The organism is Micromonospora sp. NPDC047521 (assembly GCF_055587305.1).
Genome location: NZ_JBVJGN010000010.1, coordinates 115,750 through 135,933 on the forward strand (window position 1 = coordinate 115,750; position 20,184 = coordinate 135,933).

At 70.9% G+C, this 20,184-nt stretch carries 18 protein-coding genes; 3 read left to right on the plus strand and 15 right to left on the minus strand.

Features of this window, described 5'->3' with window-relative positions; translation table 11 throughout:
- Nucleotides 1–293: 293 nt before the first annotated feature.
- Both ACZ6N8_RS21890 and ACZ6N8_RS21895 read left to right on the plus strand, forming a co-directional pair.
- The gene (locus tag ACZ6N8_RS21890; protein ID WP_466012314.1) at nt 294–6,137 is read left to right on the plus strand and encodes a ThuA domain-containing protein; all 5,844 of its coding nucleotides are present in this window, start codon (nt 294–296) and stop codon (nt 6,135–6,137) included.
- 71 nt (nt 6,138–6,208) lie between these two features.
- Nucleotides 6,209–6,751 (plus strand): hypothetical protein, encoded by a 543-nt coding sequence (locus ACZ6N8_RS21895; protein ID WP_466012315.1) that lies wholly within the window; start codon nt 6,209–6,211, stop codon nt 6,749–6,751.
- 62 nt (nt 6,752–6,813) lie between these two features.
- Here ACZ6N8_RS21895 and ACZ6N8_RS21900 read toward each other — a convergent pair whose 3' ends face one another.
- From ACZ6N8_RS21900 to ACZ6N8_RS21920, 5 genes are all read right to left on the minus strand, one after another.
- Entirely contained in the window at nt 6,814–8,037 is a 1,224-nt protein-coding gene (locus ACZ6N8_RS21900) for an MFS transporter (RefSeq protein WP_466012317.1), read from the minus strand.
- Between the two features lie 263 nt (nt 8,038–8,300).
- Entirely contained in the window at nt 8,301–9,263 is a 963-nt protein-coding gene (locus ACZ6N8_RS21905; protein WP_466012318.1) for an aldo/keto reductase, read from the minus strand.
- 37 nt (nt 9,264–9,300) lie between these two features.
- Nucleotides 9,301–10,101 (minus strand): nucleotidyltransferase domain-containing protein, encoded by an 801-nt coding sequence (locus ACZ6N8_RS21910; RefSeq protein WP_466012320.1) that lies wholly within the window; start codon nt 10,099–10,101, stop codon nt 9,301–9,303.
- Complete coding sequence (locus ACZ6N8_RS21915) at nt 10,098–11,777, minus strand: ABC-F family ATP-binding cassette domain-containing protein (protein WP_466012322.1); 1,680 nt, start codon at nt 11,775–11,777, stop codon at nt 10,098–10,100. Before ACZ6N8_RS21915 ends, ACZ6N8_RS21910 begins: the two co-directional genes overlap by 4 nt.
- 40 nt (nt 11,778–11,817) lie before the next feature.
- Nucleotides 11,818–12,423, minus strand: a complete 606-nt coding sequence (locus ACZ6N8_RS21920; protein WP_466012323.1) for a class I SAM-dependent methyltransferase — start codon at nt 12,421–12,423, stop codon at nt 11,818–11,820.
- A gap of 102 nt (nt 12,424–12,525) precedes the next feature.
- On the opposite strand from ACZ6N8_RS21920, the gene ACZ6N8_RS21925 reads away from it, so the two are divergent.
- Nucleotides 12,526–13,593, plus strand: coding sequence for a hypothetical protein (locus tag ACZ6N8_RS21925; protein ID WP_466012325.1), 1,068 nt, complete (start codon nt 12,526–12,528; stop codon nt 13,591–13,593).
- Nucleotides 13,594–13,620: 27 nt separating this feature from the next.
- On the opposite strand, the gene truA is transcribed toward ACZ6N8_RS21925, so the two are convergent.
- The 10 genes from truA to map form a co-directional block, all read right to left on the minus strand.
- Entirely contained in the window at nt 13,621–14,451 is an 831-nt protein-coding gene (gene truA / locus ACZ6N8_RS21930; RefSeq protein WP_466012326.1) for a tRNA pseudouridine(38-40) synthase TruA, read from the minus strand.
- A gap of 68 nt (nt 14,452–14,519) precedes the next feature.
- On the minus strand, nt 14,520–15,080 hold the full coding sequence (gene rplQ / locus ACZ6N8_RS21935; RefSeq protein ID WP_357986649.1) for a 50S ribosomal protein L17: 561 nt from the start codon (nt 15,078–15,080) through the stop codon (nt 14,520–14,522).
- Nucleotides 15,081–15,114: 34 nt separating this feature from the next.
- Nucleotides 15,115–16,137: a DNA-directed RNA polymerase subunit alpha gene (locus tag ACZ6N8_RS21940; protein ID WP_364375578.1), complete on the minus strand. Its 1,023-nt coding sequence runs from the start codon at nt 16,135–16,137 to the stop codon at nt 15,115–15,117.
- 98 nt (nt 16,138–16,235) lie between these two features.
- Nucleotides 16,236–16,862 (minus strand): 30S ribosomal protein S4, encoded by a 627-nt coding sequence (gene rpsD / locus ACZ6N8_RS21945; protein ID WP_030489600.1) that lies wholly within the window; start codon nt 16,860–16,862, stop codon nt 16,236–16,238.
- Nucleotides 16,863–16,875: 13 nt separating this feature from the next.
- A complete protein-coding gene (gene rpsK / locus ACZ6N8_RS21950; RefSeq protein WP_030329919.1) occupies nt 16,876–17,283 on the minus strand; it encodes a 30S ribosomal protein S11 in 408 nt (135 codons plus the stop codon).
- A gap of 18 nt (nt 17,284–17,301) precedes the next feature.
- On the minus strand, nt 17,302–17,682 hold the full coding sequence (gene rpsM, locus ACZ6N8_RS21955) for a 30S ribosomal protein S13 (RefSeq protein WP_007465236.1): 381 nt from the start codon (nt 17,680–17,682) through the stop codon (nt 17,302–17,304).
- Between the two features lie 265 nt (nt 17,683–17,947).
- Nucleotides 17,948–18,061 carry a 50S ribosomal protein L36 gene (gene rpmJ, locus ACZ6N8_RS21960; RefSeq protein WP_012184307.1) on the minus strand — a complete coding sequence of 38 codons (114 nt, stop codon included), beginning with the start codon at nt 18,059–18,061 and terminating at the stop codon, nt 17,948–17,950.
- 91 nt (nt 18,062–18,152) lie between these two features.
- Nucleotides 18,153–18,374 carry a translation initiation factor IF-1 gene (infA, locus tag ACZ6N8_RS21965; RefSeq protein ID WP_007073013.1) on the minus strand — a complete coding sequence of 74 codons (222 nt, stop codon included), beginning with the start codon at nt 18,372–18,374 and terminating at the stop codon, nt 18,153–18,155.
- A gap of 272 nt (nt 18,375–18,646) precedes the next feature.
- Nucleotides 18,647–19,216: a DUF1707 SHOCT-like domain-containing protein gene (locus ACZ6N8_RS21970; protein WP_466012328.1), complete on the minus strand. Its 570-nt coding sequence runs from the start codon at nt 19,214–19,216 to the stop codon at nt 18,647–18,649.
- A 53-nt stretch (nt 19,217–19,269) separates the two neighbouring features.
- Nucleotides 19,270–20,121 carry a type I methionyl aminopeptidase gene (map, locus tag ACZ6N8_RS21975; protein ID WP_357986643.1) on the minus strand — a complete coding sequence of 284 codons (852 nt, stop codon included), beginning with the start codon at nt 20,119–20,121 and terminating at the stop codon, nt 19,270–19,272.
- Between the last annotated feature and the right edge of the window lie 63 nt (nt 20,122–20,184).

The following is a 20,184-nucleotide window of genomic DNA, read 5'->3' on the forward strand; positions in this document are numbered from 1 at the left end:
GTGTCACCGTACGACAGATCCGCCGGCCTGCCAAGGGAGGGGCCGACGGCCGGCTACGGCCAAATCGACAGGGTGCTTTCTCCCGGTCCTGTTCGGAATGTCGCCCCCTGTTGCAGAACCGTTACCCGCCGGCATCTTGCCGGACATTGATCCCCGCGAACTAATTTGTTCAGCGATTCGACAAAATGCCGGCGTGGACGCCCTGGCACGGTGTCCCCGACCGGCTCCACCTGGGACGGTCTTCGGCGAGCCGGCCCCCGCGTATTCCTGTCCACTGCGACATTGGAGGCGGCGTGTCCCGTTCTCGTCGTGCCCGAAAACCCATCACCGCGACCCTCATCTCCCTGGCCCTCGCGTCGACGACCCTGCTCGGGTCCCCGGCGCAGGCGGCCCCCGCCGCCGCCCAGATCCCCCCGCGCGACGCGCAAGCCGCGACCCCGGTGACCCAGGTGGCGCCGAAGGTGCCGAAGGCCGCCGCCGCCGATCCCTACTCGGTGCTGGTCTTCTCCAAGACCGCAGGCTTCCGGCACGACTCCATCCCGACAGGCGTCGCCGCCATCCAACAACTGGGCGCCGCCAACGGATTCACAGTGGACAACTCCGAGGACGGCGCGGTATTCACCGACGCCAACCTGGCGAAGTACAAGGCGGTGATCTGGCTCTCCACCACGGGCGACGTGCTCAACGCCGACCAGCAGGCCGCCTTCGAGCGGTACGTGAAGGCCGGCGGCGGTTACGTGGGCATCCACGCCGCCTCGGACACCGAGTACAGCTGGGCCTGGTACGGCGACCTGGTCGGCGCGTACTTCGCCAACCACCCCCAGAACCAGCAGGCCACGGTCAAGGTGGAGGACCACGCCCACCCGTCGACGGCCGAGCTTCCGGACCGCTGGTCCCGGTTCGACGAGTGGTACAACTTCCAGACCAACCCCCGGCCGGACGTGCACGTGCTGGCCAGCCTGGACGAGAAGAGCTACACCCCGGGCGCGGGCGCGATGGGCGCCGACCACCCGACCGCCTGGTGCCAGGACTTCGACGGCGGTCGCTCCTGGTACACGGGCGGTGGGCACACCCGCGAGTCGTACGCCGAGCCCGAGTTCCTCAAGCACCTGCTCGGTGGCATCCAGACGGCGGCCGGCGTGGTCGACGCCGACTGCGGCGCCTCGAAGACCTCGAACTTCGAGAAGGTCGCCCTGGACAGCAACACCAGCAACCCGATGGAACTGGACATCGCCCCCGACGGGCGGGTCTTCTACATCGAGCGCGACGGTCGGGTGCAGATCGTCAAGCCGGACACCGGCAACACCGTCACGGCCGTCGACCTGGACGTCTTCACCGGCAACGAGGACGGCCTGATCGGCATCCGGCTCGACCCGGACTTCGCCACGAACAAGTGGGTGTACCTGTACTACGCGCCGAACGACGGCGTCACCCGGAACCTGCTGTCCCGGTTCACCGTTACCGGCGACACCATCGACCTGGCCAGCGAGAAGCAGGTGCTGCGGGTGGACACCCAGCGCAACACCTGCTGCCACGCCGGCGGCAGCATGGCGTTCGACAGCGCCGGCAACCTGTACCTGGCCACCGGTGACAACACCAACCCGTTCGAGTCGAACGCGTACGCGCCGCTCGACGAGCGGCCGGGCCGCCAGGACTACGACTCGCAGCGCACCTCCGCGAACACCAACGACCTGCGCGGCAAGGTGATCCGGATCCACCCGGAGGACGACGGGACGTACACCGTTCCGGCGGGCAACCTCTTCGCGCCGGGCACCGAGAAGACCCGTCCCGAGATCTACGCGATGGGCTTCCGCAACCCGTTCCGGATCGGCACCGACCCGAAGACAGACACGCTGTACGTGGCGGACTACGGACCGGACGCCAACGCCGACAACCCGAACCGGGGCCCCCGGGGTCTGGTCGAGTGGAACGTCGTGACTCCCGGCAACTACGGCTGGCCGTACTGCACGGGCACGAACGAGGCGTACAACGACTACACGTTCCCGTCGGGCCCGAGCGGTCCGAAGTTCGACTGCGCCGCCCCGGTGAACAACTCGCCCAACAACACCGGCCTGACCAACCTCCCGCCTGTCGTCCCGGCCACCGTCGACTACGGGTACGCCGGTGACGCGCGTTACCCGGAGATCGGCGGCGGTGGCGCGCCGATGGGCGGCCCGGTCTACCGCTACGACGCGGACCTCAACTCGACACGCAAGTGGCCGGCGTACTACGACGGCAAGGCGCTGCTCGGCGAGTGGAACCAGAACAAGATGTACACGATGCAGATGACAGCCGACGGCAAGTCGTTGGTGGACATCAACCAGTTGCTGGCCGGCATGACGATGGTCCGGCCGATGGACTTCGAGTTCGGCCCGGACGGCGCGCTGTACCTGATCGAGTGGGGCAGCGGCTTCGGCGGCAACAACGACAACTCGGGCGTCTACCGGATCGACTACACCGCCGGTGACCGCGCGCCGATCGCGGCGGCGTCCGCCAACCCGACCTCGGGTCCGGCACCCTTGACCGTGGCCTTCTCCAGCGCCGGATCCCGGGACCCGGACGGTGGCACGCTCACCTACGCCTGGGCCTTCGGCGACGGGCAGACCTCCACCGAGGCGAACCCGACGCACACGTACGCCACGGCGGGCAACTACACCGCCCAGCTCACCGTCACCAACCCCAAGGGCCGTACGGCGGTGGCGAACGTACCGGTCACCGTCGGCAACACGGCCCCGACTGTGACGATCGAGTTCCCGCCGGACGGCGGGTTCTTCAACTGGGGTGACCAGGTCCGCTACACGGTCAAGGTGACCGACCCGGAGGACGGGCAGATCGACTGTGCCCGGGTGAACCTCCAGGTGCTGCTCGGTCACGACGAGCACGCCCACCCGCTGGAGCAGCACACGGGCTGCACCGGCACCGTCCAGACGTCGCTCGCCTCCGGGCACGGCGCCGAGGCGAACGTGTTCGCGGTCTTCGAGGCCACCTACACCGACGAGGGTGGTGCCGGCGGGTCCGGCGCGCTGACCGGCCGACAGATCGAGATCCTCCAGCCGAAGCAGAAGCAGGCCGAGTACTTCACCGCCACCGGTCGTGCGCCGGTGAGCACCGGCGGTGGCGACCCCGGCGTGCAGCGCGAGACCGGTGCCGACAGCGCGGGCGGCGGTCAGAACATCGGGTTCATCGAGGACGGCGACTGGTGGTCGGTAGCCCCGGCGGACCTGCTCAACATCACCGAGATCCGGTTCCGGGCCGCCTCGGCCGCCGCCGGTGGTCGGATCGAGGTCCGCGCGGGCGCGGTCGACGGACCGGTGGTCGCCACGGCGACAGTGCCGGCGACCGGGGCGTGGCAGACGTACACGGACGTGAGCGCACCTGTCACCGGCGCCGCGAGCGGTTCGCTGTACTTCGTGGCCCGCGATCCGAACGGCGGAGCGGGTTCGCTGTTCAACGTCAACTGGATGGACTTCGTCGGTCGGGGCGTCACCGAGAACGCGCCGCCTGTGGTCACCGCCACCGCAACCCCGGCGACCGGCACCGCGCCGGTCACCGTGGCGTTCGACGGCACGGCCACCGACGCCGAGGGCGACACCCCGCTGACGTACGCCTGGGACTTCGGCGACGGCGGCAAGGCGTCCACCCTGGACGCCAGCCACACCTACACCAGCCCGGGCACGTTCACGGCCACCCTCACGGTGACCGACAGCAAGGGCGCCAGGTCGTACGCCACGGTGCCGGTGCGGGTCGACGCTCCGGACACGTCCTGCTTCGGGGCGCGTTCGGACGACTTCAACGGCAACACCCTCGACAAGGCCCGCTGGACCAGCGTGATCCGGGAGAACCAGCTCTACTCGCTCAGTGGCGGCGCGCTGCGGCTGCCCACCGGCGTGGGTGACCTCTACGGCGCTCGCAACGACGCCACCAACCTGGTGCTCCAGCCGGCGCCCACCGGCGCGTGGCAGATGACCACAAAGGTCACCCTCCCCGTCACGGCCAACTACCAGCAGGCCGGTCTGCTGGTGTACGGCGACGACGACAACTACGCCAAGCTGGACCTGCTGTACAACGGCAGCCGGCGGGTGGAGTTCATCTCCGAGACCGCCGCGACGCCGCGCAACGACGCTGCCGACAGCGCCGCCGCACCGGCGGGTGACACCGTGTACCTGCGGATCACCAGCGACGGGACGAACCTGACCGCCGCCGCCTCGGCCGACGGGCAGACGTTCACCCCGGTCGGCCGGTCGGCCGCGCTCGCCGGCATCACTAACCCGCGGATCGGGGTGTTCGCGCTCAACGGCGGCACCGAGGCTCCGGTGGTCGACGCGGCGTTCGACTCGTTCCAGGTCACGCCGGACGCCCCGGCTGGCCCGGTCGACCCGTCGGACGAGTTCACCGGCGACACGCTGGACAAGTGCCGGTGGGACGCCATCGTGCGGGAGGATCCCGCCGGTTACCGGGTCACCGCTGGCGCGTTGCGGATCGACGTGCCCAACGGTGACATCTACGGCACCGACAACACCGGGCCGAAGAACTTCATCCTCCAGACCGCGCCGTCCGGCGACTGGACCCTGGAGACGACTGTCGACGGCAGCCTGCTGAACGAGCAGTACCAGCAGGCCGGTCTGCTCGTGCAGGCGGACGACGACAACTACCTGAAGTTCGACTTCATCGCGGACAACCAGGCCGGCCAGGCGGTGACGCGGCGGATCGAGTTCCGCAGCGAGATCGCCGGGACGGTGCAGAACCCGCAGCCGGAGGCGACAAGCCTCACCTCGGCGGTGTGGCACCTGCGGCTGGCCCGCACCGGTGACACGTTCACCGCGTCGTACTCTGCCGACGGCACGACCTGGACCGCGTTGGAGGCGCTCACCAACAGCGCGGTGGGTGCCACCCCGAAGGTCGGGCTGTTCACCCTCGGCGCCAACCAGACCGCCTCGAAGACCGTCGCGTTCGACTACTTCCGGTTGAGCACGACTGTCGCCGACGAGACAGCGCCGGTCACCACGGCGACGGTGTCCGGCACTCCGACCGAGGGGTGGTACACCGGGCCGGTGACGGTGACCCTCACCGCCGCCGACGAGGCCGGCGGCAGCGGTCTGGCAGGTACGCAGTACCAGCTGGACGGGGCGACCGCGTGGACTGACTACACAGCCCCGGTGGCGGTCAGCGGGGACGGCGAGCACGAGCTGCGGTTCCGCTCGACCGACAAGGCGGGCAACGTGGAGCCGACGAAGACCGTCACGGTCAAGATCGACGCCACCGCGCCTGTCACCACTGCGACGTTCGCTCCGGCGAACGACGCGGGCTGGCACAACGGGACGATCCCGGTCGTGCTGACGTCGACCGACGCCGGTTCCGGGGTCAAGTCGGTGGAGTGGTCGCTGGACGGTGGCACGTGGACGCCGTACACGACGCCCGTCGAGGTGACCGGTGACGGGCAGCACGAGCTGCTGTACCGCTCCACCGACAAGGCGGGCAACGCCGAGACGCTCAAGTCGGCGGTGCTGCGCATCGACGGCACGAAGCCGACGCTGCTGGTGTCCGGGATCGCCGACGGCCAGCTCTACGGTGACAGCCAGGACGTCCGGGTGTCCTGGCAGGCCGTCGACCCCACCTCGGGCATCGCGTCCGTGGTCGGCCAGCTCGACGGCAGGGCGTACGCCAGCGGCACCCTGCAGGCCATGTACGAGCTGCCGCTCGGCCTGCACGAGTTGACAGTCACCGCGACCGACAAGGCCGGCAACACGACGACCTCGAACGTCAGGTTCTTCGTCACCACCTCGTTCCGGGACATGCAGTTCCTGCTGGACCGGTTCAAGGCGACGGGGCGGTTGTCGGCAAAGGCGCACAAGCAGTTGACGGCCAAGCTCGACGCGGCCCGCCAGGCCGAGGCGGCCGGCAACGACGCCAAGGCGATCAAGCAGCTGACCCAGTTCCGGGACCTCGCCACCGACGCCACGCTTGTGGCCGAGGCCGAGATCCGGGACGTCCTGGTCCGGGACGCGGACGCCATGATCGTCCGGCTTGGCGGCACGGCCAGTAAGGCCGGGGTCAAGGCGAACGACGGCGAACCGGTCAAGGGCGCCGGGCGGCTCGGTGGCGACGCCACCCGGCTGGCACCCGGTCGCCAGCTCTGATCCGACGAGGCCCCTCCCCGGCGCCGCGGCGTCGGGGAGGGGCCTCCCTCATCGGTAGTGGGGAGATGTCCGTGACGGGTATCCGCAAGCTGGTCGCCGCAGTGTTCGTGGGGCTGACCCTGACCCTGGTCGCCGCGACCCCGGCGGCCGCTCGGGCCGACAAACTCAAACTGACAGTGGCCGGCGACGGGGCCGAGGGGGTCACCATCCAGGCCACCTACGCCGACGGCCGTCGACTCGACAGGCTGGTGCGGCTGGTCCTCACCGCCACCGGCCCGGACGGGCAGAAGGTCGGCCCTCTGCAACTGGAACCGCAGCCCGAGGGGCAGGGCTTCTACAGCAGCGGCCCGGTGCTGTCCGCCGGCGCCTGGAAGGTGACGGTGAAGGCTCCGGAGCCGTACCGGAACGAGGCCACGGCGACGGTGCGGGCCCGGGCCGCGCAGTCCCCGCCCGCGCCCGCCCCGGTCGCGGTGACCGCGCCCGCCGACGGGACGTCCGAACGCGGGGTGGCTGCCGGTTGGTGGCCGTTCGCGGCGGCCGGCCTGGTGCTCGTCGCCGCGGCCATGGGGGTGGCCATGCTGTTCGGCCGCCGCCGCGGGACGTCGGACGACTGATCGACCCGGTGTCAGAGAACAGGCGAAAACGCCGTACCCGACGTGCCTGATGTTTCTTCAGATCACGATCGGACGGGAGTGGAAGCGGCGGTGGGGGTGCTGGTGGCTGTGGCGGCGTCGGAGCGTCTGTGACGCAACTCGGTCGGTAGCACCGCCAGCGCGATGAGCGCGCCGAGGAGGCCCGTCGCGGCGAAGCCCCAGGCCGGCGCGGAGGCGTCGATCACCGCGCCGGCCAGCGGGGCGCCGAGCGCCACCCCCACCGTCATCGCCGAGCCGTGCAGGCCCATCGCCTCACCTCGTGCGCTGGCCGGCACCAGGCGGCTCACCGCGTCGGCGGTGGCGGCCACGGTGGGCGCGGTGAGCGCCCCGGACGGCAGCAGCGCCAGCGCCAGCAGCCACCACTCGCCGCTGCCCAGACCGGCCGGGATGGTGACCAGGCCAAGCACCACAGCAAGGCCCACCGACGACACCGGGCGGGACAGCGCGCCGTAGGTGAAGCCGCCGACCAACGAGTACGAGGCCCAGAGCGCCAGCACCACGCCGCTCCAGTCGACCTGACCGGCGTCACGCAGCACCGCTACCACAGTCACATCGGTGCCGGCGATCACCAGTGTGCCGGCCGCCCCACCGGCGAGCAGCCCGATCAGCCGTGGGGTCAGCCACCGCCGACGGGGCGGCGGCTGCTCAGTCGTCGTCTCCTCGTCCTGCGCCCGGGTCGGCGGGTTGAGCACCAGCAGAGCGAGTCCGGTCAACACGATGCCGCCGCCGACCGCGTACATGGCCAGGGTGGGCGAGACCGTGGTGGCCAGAGCCACCGCCGCCGCCGGCCCGATCATGAAGCTGAGTTCCACCGACATCGAGTCCAGCGCGTACGCCTGACGGCGTCGGGCCGGCGGCACCAGCGCGGCGATGGACTGCCGGACCACGGAGAAGACCGGGAGGGTGAGCAGTCCGCCGACGAAGGCTGCGCCGAGCAGGGCCGGGTACGGCAGGACCGGCGCCGTACCCCAGAACAACGCCTCGGCCACCGTGGTCAGCAGCAGCATCCGCCGCAGGCCACGCCGGTCGACCAGCCGGCCGAGCAGCGGGGCGCCGAGCGCCGAACCGACGGTCAGCGCGGCCCCGACGAGCCCGGCGGCGAGGTAGCCGTGGCCAAGATCGAGTACGTGCAACGTGATCGCCACGGCAGTGGCCGCCACCGGCACCCGGGCCAGGATCGCGACCAGCAGCAGTGGTCGCAATCCTGGCATCGCGAGCGCGTCCCGGTAAGGCTTCAGATCCACCATGCGGCCGACCGTATTACCGGCCCCGGCGGTCAGCGAGCGGTCCAATCGCACCGTCAACAGTGCTCAGACGCCGGCTCCGCGAAGAGATTCACCGCCCCTGGGTCACGTAGAGGGCGATGCCTACCGCCCCTTCAGAGCCGCGTCAGGATCCTCCCGGGACGACTTTCGACGAAGGAGCGACGATCAGGCAGGCTCGACGCCAGGTCGATTGTAGTGATGTGCGCCACAATCGTCCGCTGAACTCCGCCTCGACCGTCAAGAGCTCAGAGAACGGCGCGCAGCGCGGCCAGGTCCTCGTCGCTGGGCTCCCACGTCCCGGCTGCGGCGTTGCCCCGCACCTGCTCGGGAGTGGTGGCACCGGCGATCACCGAGGTCACCGCCGGCTGGGCGGCCAGCCCGCCGATCGCCACCTGGAGCATCGTCAGACCCCGCTCGTTCGCGTACGCCTCGATCGCCTCGATGGTGTCCCAGTCGGCGGCGGCGAGTCGCTCGGCGTACCGGCCACCGCCGGAGAGCCGGCTGCCGGCCGGCGGCTGCTCGCTGCGCTTGTACTTGCCGGTGAGCAGGCCGTTGGCGAGGGGGAAGAACGGCAGCATGCCGAGGCCGAACCGCTCGCAGGCGGGGATGACCTCGGTCTCCACCGAGCGTTCCAGCAGACTGTAGTGGTTCTGCGCGCTGATGAAGCGGGAGCGGCCGTTGGACGAGGCGACCCAGTCGGCGTCGGCGATCTGCCAGCCGGCGAAGTTGGAGTTGCCCAGGTAGCGCACCTTGCCGTCGCGGACGAGGTCGTCCAGGGCGGCGAGGGTCTCGTCGATCGGGGTGCCCGGGTCGGGCTCGTGCATCTGGTAGAGGTCGATGTGGTCCGTGCCGAGCCGGCGCAGCGACGCCTCGACCGCGCGGGCGATGTAGCGGCGGGCGCCACGCGCGCCGAAGTCCGGCCCGTTGAGGCCGTTCATGTCCATGCCGAACTTGGTGGCCACCACCACGTCGTCGCGGCGACCCTTGAGGACCTGCCCGAGCAGTTCCTCGGAGCCACCCTGCGGTTCGCCGTAGATGTCGGCGGTGTCGAACAGGTTGATTCCGGCGTCCAGGGCGGCGTCGACCACCGCGCGGGTGCCGTCGAGGTCGAGCTTGCGGCCGAAGTTGTTGCAGCCGATGCCGACCACGGACACCACGAGCCCGGAGTCGCCCAGCCGGCGATAGGTCATGTCAGTCACGAGATCCACCCTATGCCCGCCGGGTGCGGCCCACCTGGGCGGCGGCTCAGCCGACCACCTCGGCGACAAGCGCACGGGCTGCGCCGACTGTCTCCGCCAGCTCGGCGGGGCGACGACCGACGGCGCCCAGGAGTGCCTGCGCCCGCCGCTCGAAGTCAGGTGGCGCGCCGGGCAGTCGTCCCGTGGCGGCGATCATTCCCTTCTCGTTGACCAGCCAGCGGCCCGCTCGGGCGTGCAGCACCTGGGCCAGCACCCCGACCACCCGGAACAGGCATCCGGCCACGTAGCCGCTGTCCCCGCCGGCGCTGGCCTTGGCCGCGCCGGCCAGCAGGAACCCGGCCTCCCAGCCGCCCGCCACCAGCGCGTCGGCGAGCGCGGGCGGGTACTCCCGGGTCTGCTCCTTCAGTCGGGTCAGCTGGCCGGTCGGGTCCGCGAGCACCTGACACAGCGCCACCTCCCCGACATAGGCCGACGAGTAGAACCCGAGCGGGTGCCCGGCCTGCGCCCCGATTTCGTACCGGCCGGCCCGGCAGTCCGTCCAGACCCGGTCCACCCGGTCGAGGTCCCGGTAGATCCAGTCCACCGCGGCCCCGCCGATCCGCAGCCATCCACCGCCGTCGACCCAGGGCCCCCAGCCACCCGGGGCGGTGAGCGCCACGTCGGTGTCGTCGACGACCGTCGCGGCGACCGCACGCAGCGCCGGCACGTCCAGCTCGCCCCGGTAGTACAGGCCCAGGTCCCAGTCGGAGTCCGGGCGGTGCTCGCCACGTGCCCGGCTGCCACCGAGCGTCACGGCGACCACCCCCCGGACGGCGCAGAGCCGGTCGGGCAGGTCGTCGGGGATCACCCGACGTCCCAGACCGGTTCCGGGGTCTCCACCACCTCGTTGTCGCCCCGGAACAGCACGAACCTGTCGAAGGACCGGGTGAACCAGCGGTCGTGGGTGACCGCGATCACCGTCCCCTCGAACGCGTTCAGGCCCGCTTCGAGTGCCTCGGCGCTGGCCAGGTCGAGGTTGTCGGTCGGTTCGTCGAGCAGCAGCAGCGTCGCGCCGGACAGCTCCAGCAGCAGCACCAGGAACCGGGCCTGCTGGCCGCCGGAGAGGGTGCCGAAGCGCTGGTCGCCCTGCCCGGCCAGCTCGTAGCGGCTGAGCACCCCCATGGCGGCGTGCCGGTCCATCCCGGTGCGGTGGTCGTCACCCCGCCACAGGATCTCCACGAGGGTCTTGGACATCAGCTCCGGCCGGTCGTGGGTCTGCGAGAAGTGCCCGGGGCGGACCCGCGCGCCGAGCCGGGCCGTGCCGTCGTGCGCCACCGGGGCGAGCGCGCCCGCCCCGTCGACAGGCCCGTTAGCCGGGTCCGGATCGGTGCCGCCCCGGGCCAGCAGCCGCAGGAAGTGCGACTTGCCGGTGCCGTTGGCGCCGAGCACCGCGACCCGGTCGCCGTACCAGATCTCCAGGTCGAAGGGGAATGTCAGGCCGTCCAGCTCCAGCTGATCGCAGACGACCGCGCGCTTGCCGGTCCGCCCGCCGCTCAGCCGCATCCGGATGTCCTGGTCCTTCGGGGGTACGGGCGGCGGCCCGGCCTCCTCGAACTTGCGCAGCCGGGTCTGCGCGGCCTGGTACCGCGAGGCCAACCCGTCGTTGTACGCCGCCTTCTGCTTGTACATCAGCATCAGCTCGCGCAGCTTCTGGTGTTCCTCGTCCCAGCGTCGGCGCAGCTCGTCGAGGCGGGCGTGCCGGGCGACCCGCGCCTCGTGCCAGCTGGCGAAGCCACCCGGGTGCACCCAGGCGCTGCCGCCCTCCACGGCGACGACCCGGTCGGCGGTCTGGGCCAGCAGCTCGCGGTCGTGCGAGACGTAGAGCACCGACTTGGTCGACTCGCGCAGCCGCGCCTCCAGCCACCGCTTGCCGGGCACGTCGAGGAAGTTGTCCGGCTCGTCGAGCAGCAGCACCTCGTCCGGGCCGCGCAGCAGCAGCTCCAGGGCGAAGCGCTTCTGCTGGCCGCCGGAGAGCGTCCGCACCGGACGGTCCCGGGCGCCGTCCCAGGGCAGGCCGAGCACGATTGTCGAGACGGTGTCGAAGAGCACCTCGGCGTCGTACCCGCCGACCTCGCCCCAGGCGCCGAGCGCGTCGGCGTACGCCAGCTGAGCCTTGCCGGCGGCGGTGCTGTACTTGCCGCGGACCTCGGCGGCCCGCATGACCGCCTCGGTTTCGGCGAGTCGGAGGCCGGCGTCGCGCAGCGCCGGCGGGGCCAGCGACAGCGCCAGGTCGGCGAGCGTCGACTCGTCGCCGATCATGCCGATGAACTGGCGCATCACGCCCAGTCCGCCCGCCCGCGCGACGACTCCGGTGCGCACCGGCAGGTCCCCGGCGACCATCCGCAGCAGCGTCGTCTTACCCGCACCGTTCGGCCCGACCAGGGCGACCTTCGCGCCCTCGCCGACCCGGAACGACACGTCGGCGAAGAGTTCCCGACCGTCGGGCAGGATGTGCCCGACCCCTGCCACGTCCACGTATCCCACGCCGGGATCCTGCCGCAGACGGCGGCGGGGGCATATCCATTTACCGGGTGACCCGCAGCACCCGGAAGCCCTTCTGGCTGGCGTGCCGCTCGACCTGCCAGCCCTGGTCGGTGAGCCAGCGCTGGAGCGAGTCACCGCCGAGGTGCCGGGCGACGACCAGCCAGCCCACGCCGTCCGGGGCTAGCCGGGGCAGCCAGCGCAGCAGCAGTTCGTGCAGCTCTTCCTTGCCGATCCGGATCGGCGGGTTGGACCACAGCTCGGTGAACGTCAGGTCCGCGGGTACGTCGTCAGGCGCGCTGACCCGGACCCGGTCACCGGCGCCGATCCGGGCGGCGTTGGCGGCGGTGAGGTCGCGGGCCCGGGCGTTGACGTCGACGGCCCAGACGGTGCTCGCCGGCGCCACGTCGGCCAGGACGCACGCGATGGGGCCGAACCCGCAGCCGAGGTCGAGCAGGTTGCCTGTGGTGTCGGCGTCGGGCAGCTCCGCCTTGCGCAGCAGCACGGCGGTGCCCGGGTCGAGTCGACTGGCGGAGAAGACCCCGCCGGCCGAGGCGAGCCGGTAGTCGCGGTCGGCGACGGAGAACTCGACCTCGCGCGGCGGAGCGTCGCTTGCGGGTTGAGCGGTGAAGTAGTGGTCGCCGGTCACGCCGGCAATTCTCGCACCGGCCGGGACACGCGCCGACACGGCCCACGCATACATTTCCCGTTATTACCCCCTAAAGGGACAATGCCTCTTACTCTGGGCGACATGGTGTATCGGTACGAGTCCGATCAGGACGCTTTCGAGGAGTACCCGGAGCCCGGGTCCGACGTGGCCGAGTTCGACGGCCCGCCCCCGCCGGCCGGGCCCTCGCCGTCGCGCTTCCCCGCGCCGTCGCTGCCCAGGCCGAACCAGCTCGTCCTGCCGTCGACACAGCCGCCGACACAGCCGCCGCCGGCCCGTGCCGAGATTCCGCTGGCCGCACCGCGCGAGCAGGTCTACACCTCGGCGAAGCCGATCGAACAGACCACCAGGCGCGGCGGCGGCCGGCTCTGGCAGGTCGTGATCGGCGGCGCGGCCGTCCTGGTCCTGCTCGCGCTCTGCGGCCTGGGCGCCGCCGCACTCCTGTCCGAGCGCGACAAGCAGCAGCCGGAGACCAACCCGACGTACCAACCGAACGCGGCCGCGTCCGCGCCCGCCGAACGGCAGGACCTCGACTCGCGGGACACCGACCAGGCCCCGCTCACCGCCCGGGAGGTATTCCCCGGCAAGGAACTCAAGCTCGCCGACGGCCAGCCGCCCTACCAGGTGCTCAAGACACACTCCAGCGGCAGTTGCGCCGTCGCCGCCACCGGCGAGGTGGCAGACATGCTGGTCCGGCTCGGCTGCAACCAGGTCGTACGCGCCACCCTGCGGACCCCCGACGGCGACCACCTGGTCACCACAGGCCTGTTCAACCTCACCGACAAGGCGAGCGCCGAGCGGACCCGGGAACGGGTCCGGCAGCTCCTCGACGAACGGCAGGGCCGCTTCCGGGGCCTCACCGCAGGCGACGACACGAACGTGCTGGGCACCGCCCCCGCGCGGGTCGGCTGGCAGGTACGCGGCCACTACCTGGCGTACGCGCTGGTGGTCCGCACGGACGGGGCGGCCGTCAAGGCAGGCGACCCCCGGATCCGGGAGATCATGTACGACGTGATCGAGCTGCACCTCAACAAGGGCGTGCTCCAGAAGCGCGCCGACGGCGGCACGGCCGGGCAACCGACGGCGGCCCCCACGGAGGGCAGCGGCAGCCAGAACGGTGAGACGGGCGACGGGGAACTGCCCGGCGACTGACGGCGGCGACAGGCCGGCCCGCCGCGGTCAGCCCTCGACGGGGACGCGCAGCCGGCGGGTCAGCTCGGCGCGGCGCGCGTACTCGGCCGGGTCCTGCGGGTAACCCACAGCGACGAGGGTCAGCCCGTGCGCCGGTGCCACGGTCACCTCGCTGGACCGCTCCCGGTGCACGAGCAGACTGCCCGGCCACTGCACCGGGCGGCGCCCGTCGCCGGCCACCAGCATGGCCCCCACCAGGCTGCGCACCATTGCCTGGCAGAACGCGTCCGCCTGCACGGTGGCGACCAGGATGCCGTCGGGGTCCCGACGCCAGTCCAGCCGCGTCACCTCGCGCAGCGTCGTCGCGTTCTCCTTGCGCCGGCAGTACGCGGCGAAGTCGTGCTCCCCGACCAGGCCGGCGGCCGCGGCGTTCAGCGCGGCCAGGTCCAGCGGTCGCGGCCAGGCAAGCACCTCGTGCCGCCGCAGCGGCTCCGCGCCGAACGGCGCGTCGGTCACCCGGTACTCGTAGCGCCGGAAGGTGGCCGAGAACCGGGCGTCGAACTCGGCAGGCACCTCGGTCATCGCCCGGACCCGCACATCGGTGGGGAGCAGACGGGCCAGGCGGCGCAGCAACCGTCCTTCGTGCTGCCGCCACACGTCGACGGGCAGGTCCACGTGGCAGACCTGCCCCGTGGCGTGCACCCCCGCGTCGGTCCGGCCGGCCACGGTCAACCCGGTGACCGTACCGGCGCCGAGGACCAGGTCCAGGGTCTCGACGAGCACCCCCGCGACGGTCCGCCGGGTCGGTTGGGGTGCCCAACCGGAGAATCCGGCGCCGTCGTACGAGACGTCCAGCCGCAGCCGGATCCGCTCGTCCACCTCGTACCTCCTGTTACGGGTCGGGCCCGACACCCCGCGAGGGGTGCCGGGCCCGACGATGCCCGAGATCAGGCCTTGTTCTCCTCGGTGGCGAGATCGCTGTCCTCGCGCGCCTCGGCGGTGTCGCCGGAAGCCGACACCGGAGCCTCGGAGTCCTGGTCGGCGTCGGCCGACTTCGGGGTCTCGTCGGCCGGGGCGAGGGCCTCGACCTTGTCCTGCTGCGCGGCCTTGCGGGCGGCGGTCTTCTTGTTCGCCTTCGGCTCGGCGACCTGAAGCTCCTCCACCAGCTCGATGATCGCCATCGGAGCGGCGTCACCCTTGCGCGGGCCGGTCTTCACGATCCGGGTGTAACCGCCGGGGCGGTTGGCGTACCGGGGCGCGATCTGGTCGAACAGGGCGTAGACGACGTCCTTGTCCTTGACGACACCCAGCACCCGACGCCGCGAGGCGAGGTCACCGCGCTTGGCCTTGGTGATGAGCTGCTCGGCCAGCGGACGCAGCCGCCGGGCCTTCGTCTCGGTGGTCTGGATCTTGCCGTGCTGGAACAGCGCAGTGGCCAGGTTGGCCAGCATCAGCCGCTCGTGCGCGGGGCTGCCGCCGAGGCGGGGGCCCTTGGTGGGCGTGGGCATTTTTGGTGCTCCTCAGTTGTGGCGGCAGCGCGGACTAGAGCTGCTCGGTCTCGCGGTAGTCGTCGGTGTCGTAGTCGGCCTCGCCGAAGCTGTCCACGACGTGCGCCGGGTCGAAGTTCGGAGCCGAGTCCTTCAGCCCGAGACCCATCCCGGCGAGCTTCATCTTGACCTCGTCGATCGACTTCTGACCGAAGTTGCGGATGTCGAGGAGGTCGGCCTCGGTACGCCCGATGAGCTCACCAACGGAGTTGATGCCCTCGCGCTTGAGGCAGTTGTAGGAACGGACGGTGAGGTCCAGCTCCTCGATCGGCAGGGCCAGGTCCGCCGCCAGCTGGGCGTCCTGCGGCGACGGCCCGATGTCGATGCCCTCGGCGGTCTCGTCCAGCTCCCGGGCCAGACCGAACAGCTCCACGAGCGTCGAACCGGCGGAGGCCAGCGCGGTACGCGGACCCATCGACGGCTTGGTCTCGACGTCGATGATCAGCCGGTCGAAGTCGGTGCGCTGCTCGACACGGGTCGCCTCGACGCGGTAGGTCACCTTCAGCACCGGCGAGTAGATCGAGTCGACCGGGATGCGGCCGATCTCGGCGCCGGACTGCTTGTTCTGCGCGGCCGTCACGTAGCCCCGGCCCCGCTCGACGGTCAGCTCCATGTCGAGCCGGCCCTTGCCGTTGAGGGTCGCGAGCTTCAGGTCCGGGTTGTGCACCGAGACGCCGGCCGGGGGCTGGATGTCGCCCGCGGTCACGTCGCCCGGGCCCTGCTTGCGCAGGTACATGCTGACCGGCTCGTCGTGCTCGGAGCTGACGCACAGCTCCTTGATGTTCATGACGAGCTCGACCACGTCCTCCTTGACACCGGGGATCGTGGTGAACTCGTGCAGCACACCGTCGATCTTGATCGAGGTGACGGCCGCTCCCGGGATCGACGACAGCAGCGTGCGCCGCAGCGAGTTGCCCAGGGTGTAGCCGAAGCCCGGCTCCAGCGGCTCGATGGCGAACCGCGACCGGGTCTCGTTGATCGACTCCTCGGAGAGGGAGGGTCGCTGGCTGATGAGCATCTTTTCTCTTCTCTTCCGGGACGCCCGCTATTTGACGTCCACGACACAAACTGTTCCGGTGGCCCGCCCCGGAGGGCGGGCCACCGAACGAGCTCGGACTACTTGGAGTAGAGCTCGACGATCAACTGCTCCTGGACCTGCGTGTCGATGACCTGCCGGGCCGGGAGGGAGTGCACGAGCACCTTCATCTGGCTCGGGATGGCCTCAAGCCACGCCGGAACCGTCTTCGAGCCGGCCTGGGCCTGCGCGACGATGAACGGGGTGAGTTCCTTGCTCTTGCCCCGAACCTCGATGATGTCGTGCTCCTTGACGCGGTACGACGGGATGTCGACCTTCTTGCCGTTCACCGTGAAGTGACCGTGCTTGACCAGCTGGCGGGCCATGTCCCGCGAGTGGGCGTAGCCGGCCCGGTAAACGACGTTGTCCAGCCGCGACTCGAGGATCTGCAGGAGGACCTCACCGGTCTTGGCCTGCTTGCCGACGGCTTCCTCGTAGTAACCGCGGAACTGCTTCTCCAGCACGCCGTAGACACGACGGGCCTTCTGCTTCTCACGGAGCTGGAGCAGGTACTCCGTCTCCTTGGTGCGGCCGCGGCCGTGCTGCCCGGGCGGGAACGGCCGGGACTCGAACGGGCACTTCGGTCCATCGCACTTGCTGCCCTTGAGGAACAGCTTCATCTTCTCCCGCCGGCAACGGCGGCAGTCTGCACCGGTGTAACGAGCCATCTCTCTCTACCTCTCAGACCCGACGACGCTTAGGCGGACGGCATCCGTTGTGCGGCTGCGGGGTGACGTCGGCGATCTGGCCGACCTCCAGCCCGACGGCCTGCAGCGAACGGATCGCGGTCTCCCGGCCGGAGCCGGGGCCCTTGACGAACACGTCGACCTTGCGCATGCCGTGCTCCATGGCCCGACGCGCGGCGGCCTCGGCGGCCAGCTGAGCGGCGAACGGAGTCGACTTGCGGGAGCCCTTGAAGCCCACCTGGCCAGCGGAGGCCCAGGAGATGACCGCACCGGTCGGGTCCGTGATGGACACGATGGTGTTGTTGAAGGTGCTCTTGATGTGCGCCTGCCCGTGGGCGACGTTCTTGCGTTCCTTGCGCCGGACCTTCTTGACAGCGGCTCCGGCACGAGCCTTCGGTGGCATAAGTCTGTGCGCTCCTAGTTACTTCTTGCCGGGCTTCTTCTTGCCGGCGACGGTCCGCTTCGGGCCCTTGCGGGTCCGTGCGTTGGTCTTGGTCCGCTGGCCACGCACGGGCAGGCCCCGGCGGTGCCGGATGCCGGCGTAGCAGCCGATCTCAACCTTGCGGCGGATGTCAGCGGCGACCTCGCGGCGCAGGTCGCCTTCAACCTTGTAGTTGCCCTCGATGTGGTCGCGGAGCTGCACGAGCTCCTCGTCCGTGAGGTCCCGAGCGCGCTTGTCCGGCGAGATGCCGGTGGCGGCGAGTGTCTCCAGGGCGCGGGTGCGACCGACCCCGAAGATGTAGGTGAGCGCGATCTCCATCCGCTTCTCGCGGGGGAGGTCCACGCCGACTAGACGTGCCATGTGCGGGCGTACTCCTCGTGATGTGTGGCGGAGGTGTGGACCCGTCCCATCCCGCTACCGGCCGTCCCGTCTTTCCGACGCGGTGAGCGCCGGCGACCGGGATCGGTCGCTGCCCGAGCGGGCCCCGGCCTCCGACCGGGGGTCAGCCACGAAAGGAGTACGTCTTCACGTACCGCTCGTGGCTGGGACGAGCATGTGTGATGTGTGTCGCTGGGGATCTGCCCGGACCAACGCCACCCGGCCGGTTACGGCCGGACGGGCTGACTCAGCCCTGGCGCTGCTTGTGGCGCGGGTCGGTGCAGATGACCATGACCCGGCCGTGCCGGCGGATAACCCGGCACTTGTTGCAGATCCTCTTGACGCTCGGCTTGACCTTCACGGTTGCCTTACTTCCCATCTGGCCCGGCGACGCGGAGTGCGCGAGACCGGACGTCGAAGACGGACACGGGACTTCCCGGCCGTCGTCAGGACTACTTGTAGCGGTAGACGATGCGCCCGCGGGTCAGGTCGTACGGCGAGAGTTCGACGACGACCCGGTCCTCCGGAAGGATGCGGATGTAGTGCTGCCGCATCTTGCCGCTGATGTGAGCCAGCACCTTGTGGCCGTTCGCGAGCTCCACCCGGAACATGGCGTTCGGCAGGGGCTCGATGACCCGACCCTCGATCTCAATGGCTCCGTCTTTTTTCGGCATGTCCTCCGCTGTCCTGACGTCGATTGCTCCGGGCGGCCCACAACGTCTTACACGGGAAACTGACCTTGATCAGAAGCCCGCGCCAGCCGCGGCTCCAGGACCCACCGAAGCGCAGGGTGGGCATGCCGGAGTGGACGCTGTGCGCCGATCAGAAAGTGTACGCCCGCCTGCGGGCCGTCGCCAAACCGGCCACCCATCGCGTCGCCGTGGCCGCCGGCCGTACCCCGTCCGGATCCCGGATGATCTTGCCGGAGGGGCCGGCGGCGGGACGGTCAGCCGGCCGGCGCGTCCCGTTCATCCGGTCCGGTGGACCCCAGCTCACGCCGCCGCTCCCGCTTCGCCCGCTTGCGCTGCCGGCGGCGTTCCCGCTCGACCGCTCGCCGCCGAGGCTCTCCCCCGGTCAGCCCGGTTACCGTCCGGACCACCAGCACGGCACCCCACGGCCCGGCCACCCAGACCGGCCAGAAGTAGAGCAGTTCCCGACTGAGCAGCGAGGTCACGGCCCAGATGGTCACCACCACGGCGATCACCTGGAGGTACGGCAGCCACACCTCGGCCAACCAGCGGGCCGTGACACCACCACCCACCGGGCCGGGCTGCCCGACGCTCACCGGCGCGGCCGGGTCGACAGGTGCCACAGCCGAGCGCTCGGCGGGCGTCACCTGCGGCAGGTCGGTCAGCAGGGCGTCCAACTCGGCGTACGTCCGTGCCGCGTACGCCCGCTGCAAGCGCTCGTCGTACTCGTGCAGGTCCAGTCGGCCCTCGCCGAGGGCTACCCGCAAGCGGTCGGCCACCGCCTCCCGGTCCGCGTCCGCGGCCCGCATCCCGTCGCGCCCGTCCATGCCGGCAAGCATGCCACCGACACGCCAGCCGCGCCCTACCCCGGACGTCAGGGTCAGGGGGCGGTCGAGACGGCCGGTTGGCGGGCGGTCACCAGGTCGCCCAGGCGGGCGCGGCCTCCGTCGAAGGCGGTGAGCACCCAGACGCCGTCGGGCAGCAGGGCCATCGAGTGCTCGACGTGCGCCGCCACCGAACCGTCCCGGGTGACGACCGTCCAGCCGTCGGCCAGCTCGACAGTCCGCGGGGACGCCATGGTGATCATCGGCTCGATGGCCAGCGCCATGCCGGGAACCAGACGCGGCCCCTTGCCCGGACGACCGTGGTTGAGCACGTGCGGGTCCTGGTGCATCTCCGTGCCGATGCCGTGCCCGCCGTAGCCGTCGACGATGCCGTACCGGCCACCCTTACGGACGGCGGTCTCCACCGCGTGGGAGATGTCGGTGAGCCGCCCCTTGCCACTGGCGGCGCCCCGCGCGGCGGCCGCGATGCCTGCCCACATCGCGTCCTCGGCCACCTCGGCCATCTTGAGCAGCGCCGGGTCGACCTCGCCGACCCCCACGGTGATCGCCGAGTCGCCGTGCCAGCCGTTAAGCACCGCGCCGCAGTCGATCGAGATGAGGTCACCCTCGGCGAGCACCTGCTTCGGCGAGGGGATGGCGTGCACGATCTGCTCGTTCACCGAGGAGCAGATCGACGCCGGGAAGCCGTGGTAGCCCTTGAACGACGGAACGGCACCCGCCTCGCGGATGGTCGACTCGGCGATGGCGTCCAGATCGGCGGTGCTCACACCGGGGGCGACTGCCTCCCGCATCCGGCGCAGCGCCTCCGCCACCACCAGCCCGGCGGCCCGCATCTTCTCGATCTGGTCAGGGGTCTTCAGCTGGATGTCCAGCTGGGGACGACGCATGGAGCGATTACCTTTCGTTGCCGAACAGCGGGGCACGTCTCGCGTACCCCGCTGTTCGCACTC

What these genes read in the sequence shown, in the direction of transcription:
- ACZ6N8_RS21970 (WP_466012328.1), bottom strand. Translation starts at nt 19,216, where the DNA reads ATGGACGGGCGCGACGGGATGCGGGCCGCGGACGCGGACCGGGAGGCG.
- ACZ6N8_RS21925 (WP_466012325.1), top strand. Translation starts at nt 12,526, where the DNA reads ATGGTGTATCGGTACGAGTCCGATCAGGACGCTTTCGAGGAGTACCCG.
- rpsK (WP_030329919.1), bottom strand. Translation starts at nt 17,283, where the DNA reads ATGCCACCGAAGGCTCGTGCCGGAGCCGCTGTCAAGAAGGTCCGGCGC.
- ACZ6N8_RS21900 (WP_466012317.1), bottom strand. Translation starts at nt 8,037, where the DNA reads ATGGTGGATCTGAAGCCTTACCGGGACGCGCTCGCGATGCCAGGATTG.
- infA (WP_007073013.1), bottom strand. Translation starts at nt 18,374, where the DNA reads ATGCCGAAAAAAGACGGAGCCATTGAGATCGAGGGTCGGGTCATCGAG.
- rpsM (WP_007465236.1), bottom strand. Translation starts at nt 17,682, where the DNA reads ATGGCACGTCTAGTCGGCGTGGACCTCCCCCGCGAGAAGCGGATGGAG.
- map (WP_357986643.1), bottom strand. Translation starts at nt 20,121, where the DNA reads ATGCGTCGTCCCCAGCTGGACATCCAGCTGAAGACCCCTGACCAGATC.
- rpsD (WP_030489600.1), bottom strand. Translation starts at nt 16,862, where the DNA reads ATGGCTCGTTACACCGGTGCAGACTGCCGCCGTTGCCGGCGGGAGAAG.
- rplQ (WP_357986649.1), bottom strand. Translation starts at nt 15,080, where the DNA reads ATGCCCACGCCCACCAAGGGCCCCCGCCTCGGCGGCAGCCCCGCGCAC.
- ACZ6N8_RS21940 (WP_364375578.1), bottom strand. Translation starts at nt 16,137, where the DNA reads ATGCTCATCAGCCAGCGACCCTCCCTCTCCGAGGAGTCGATCAACGAG.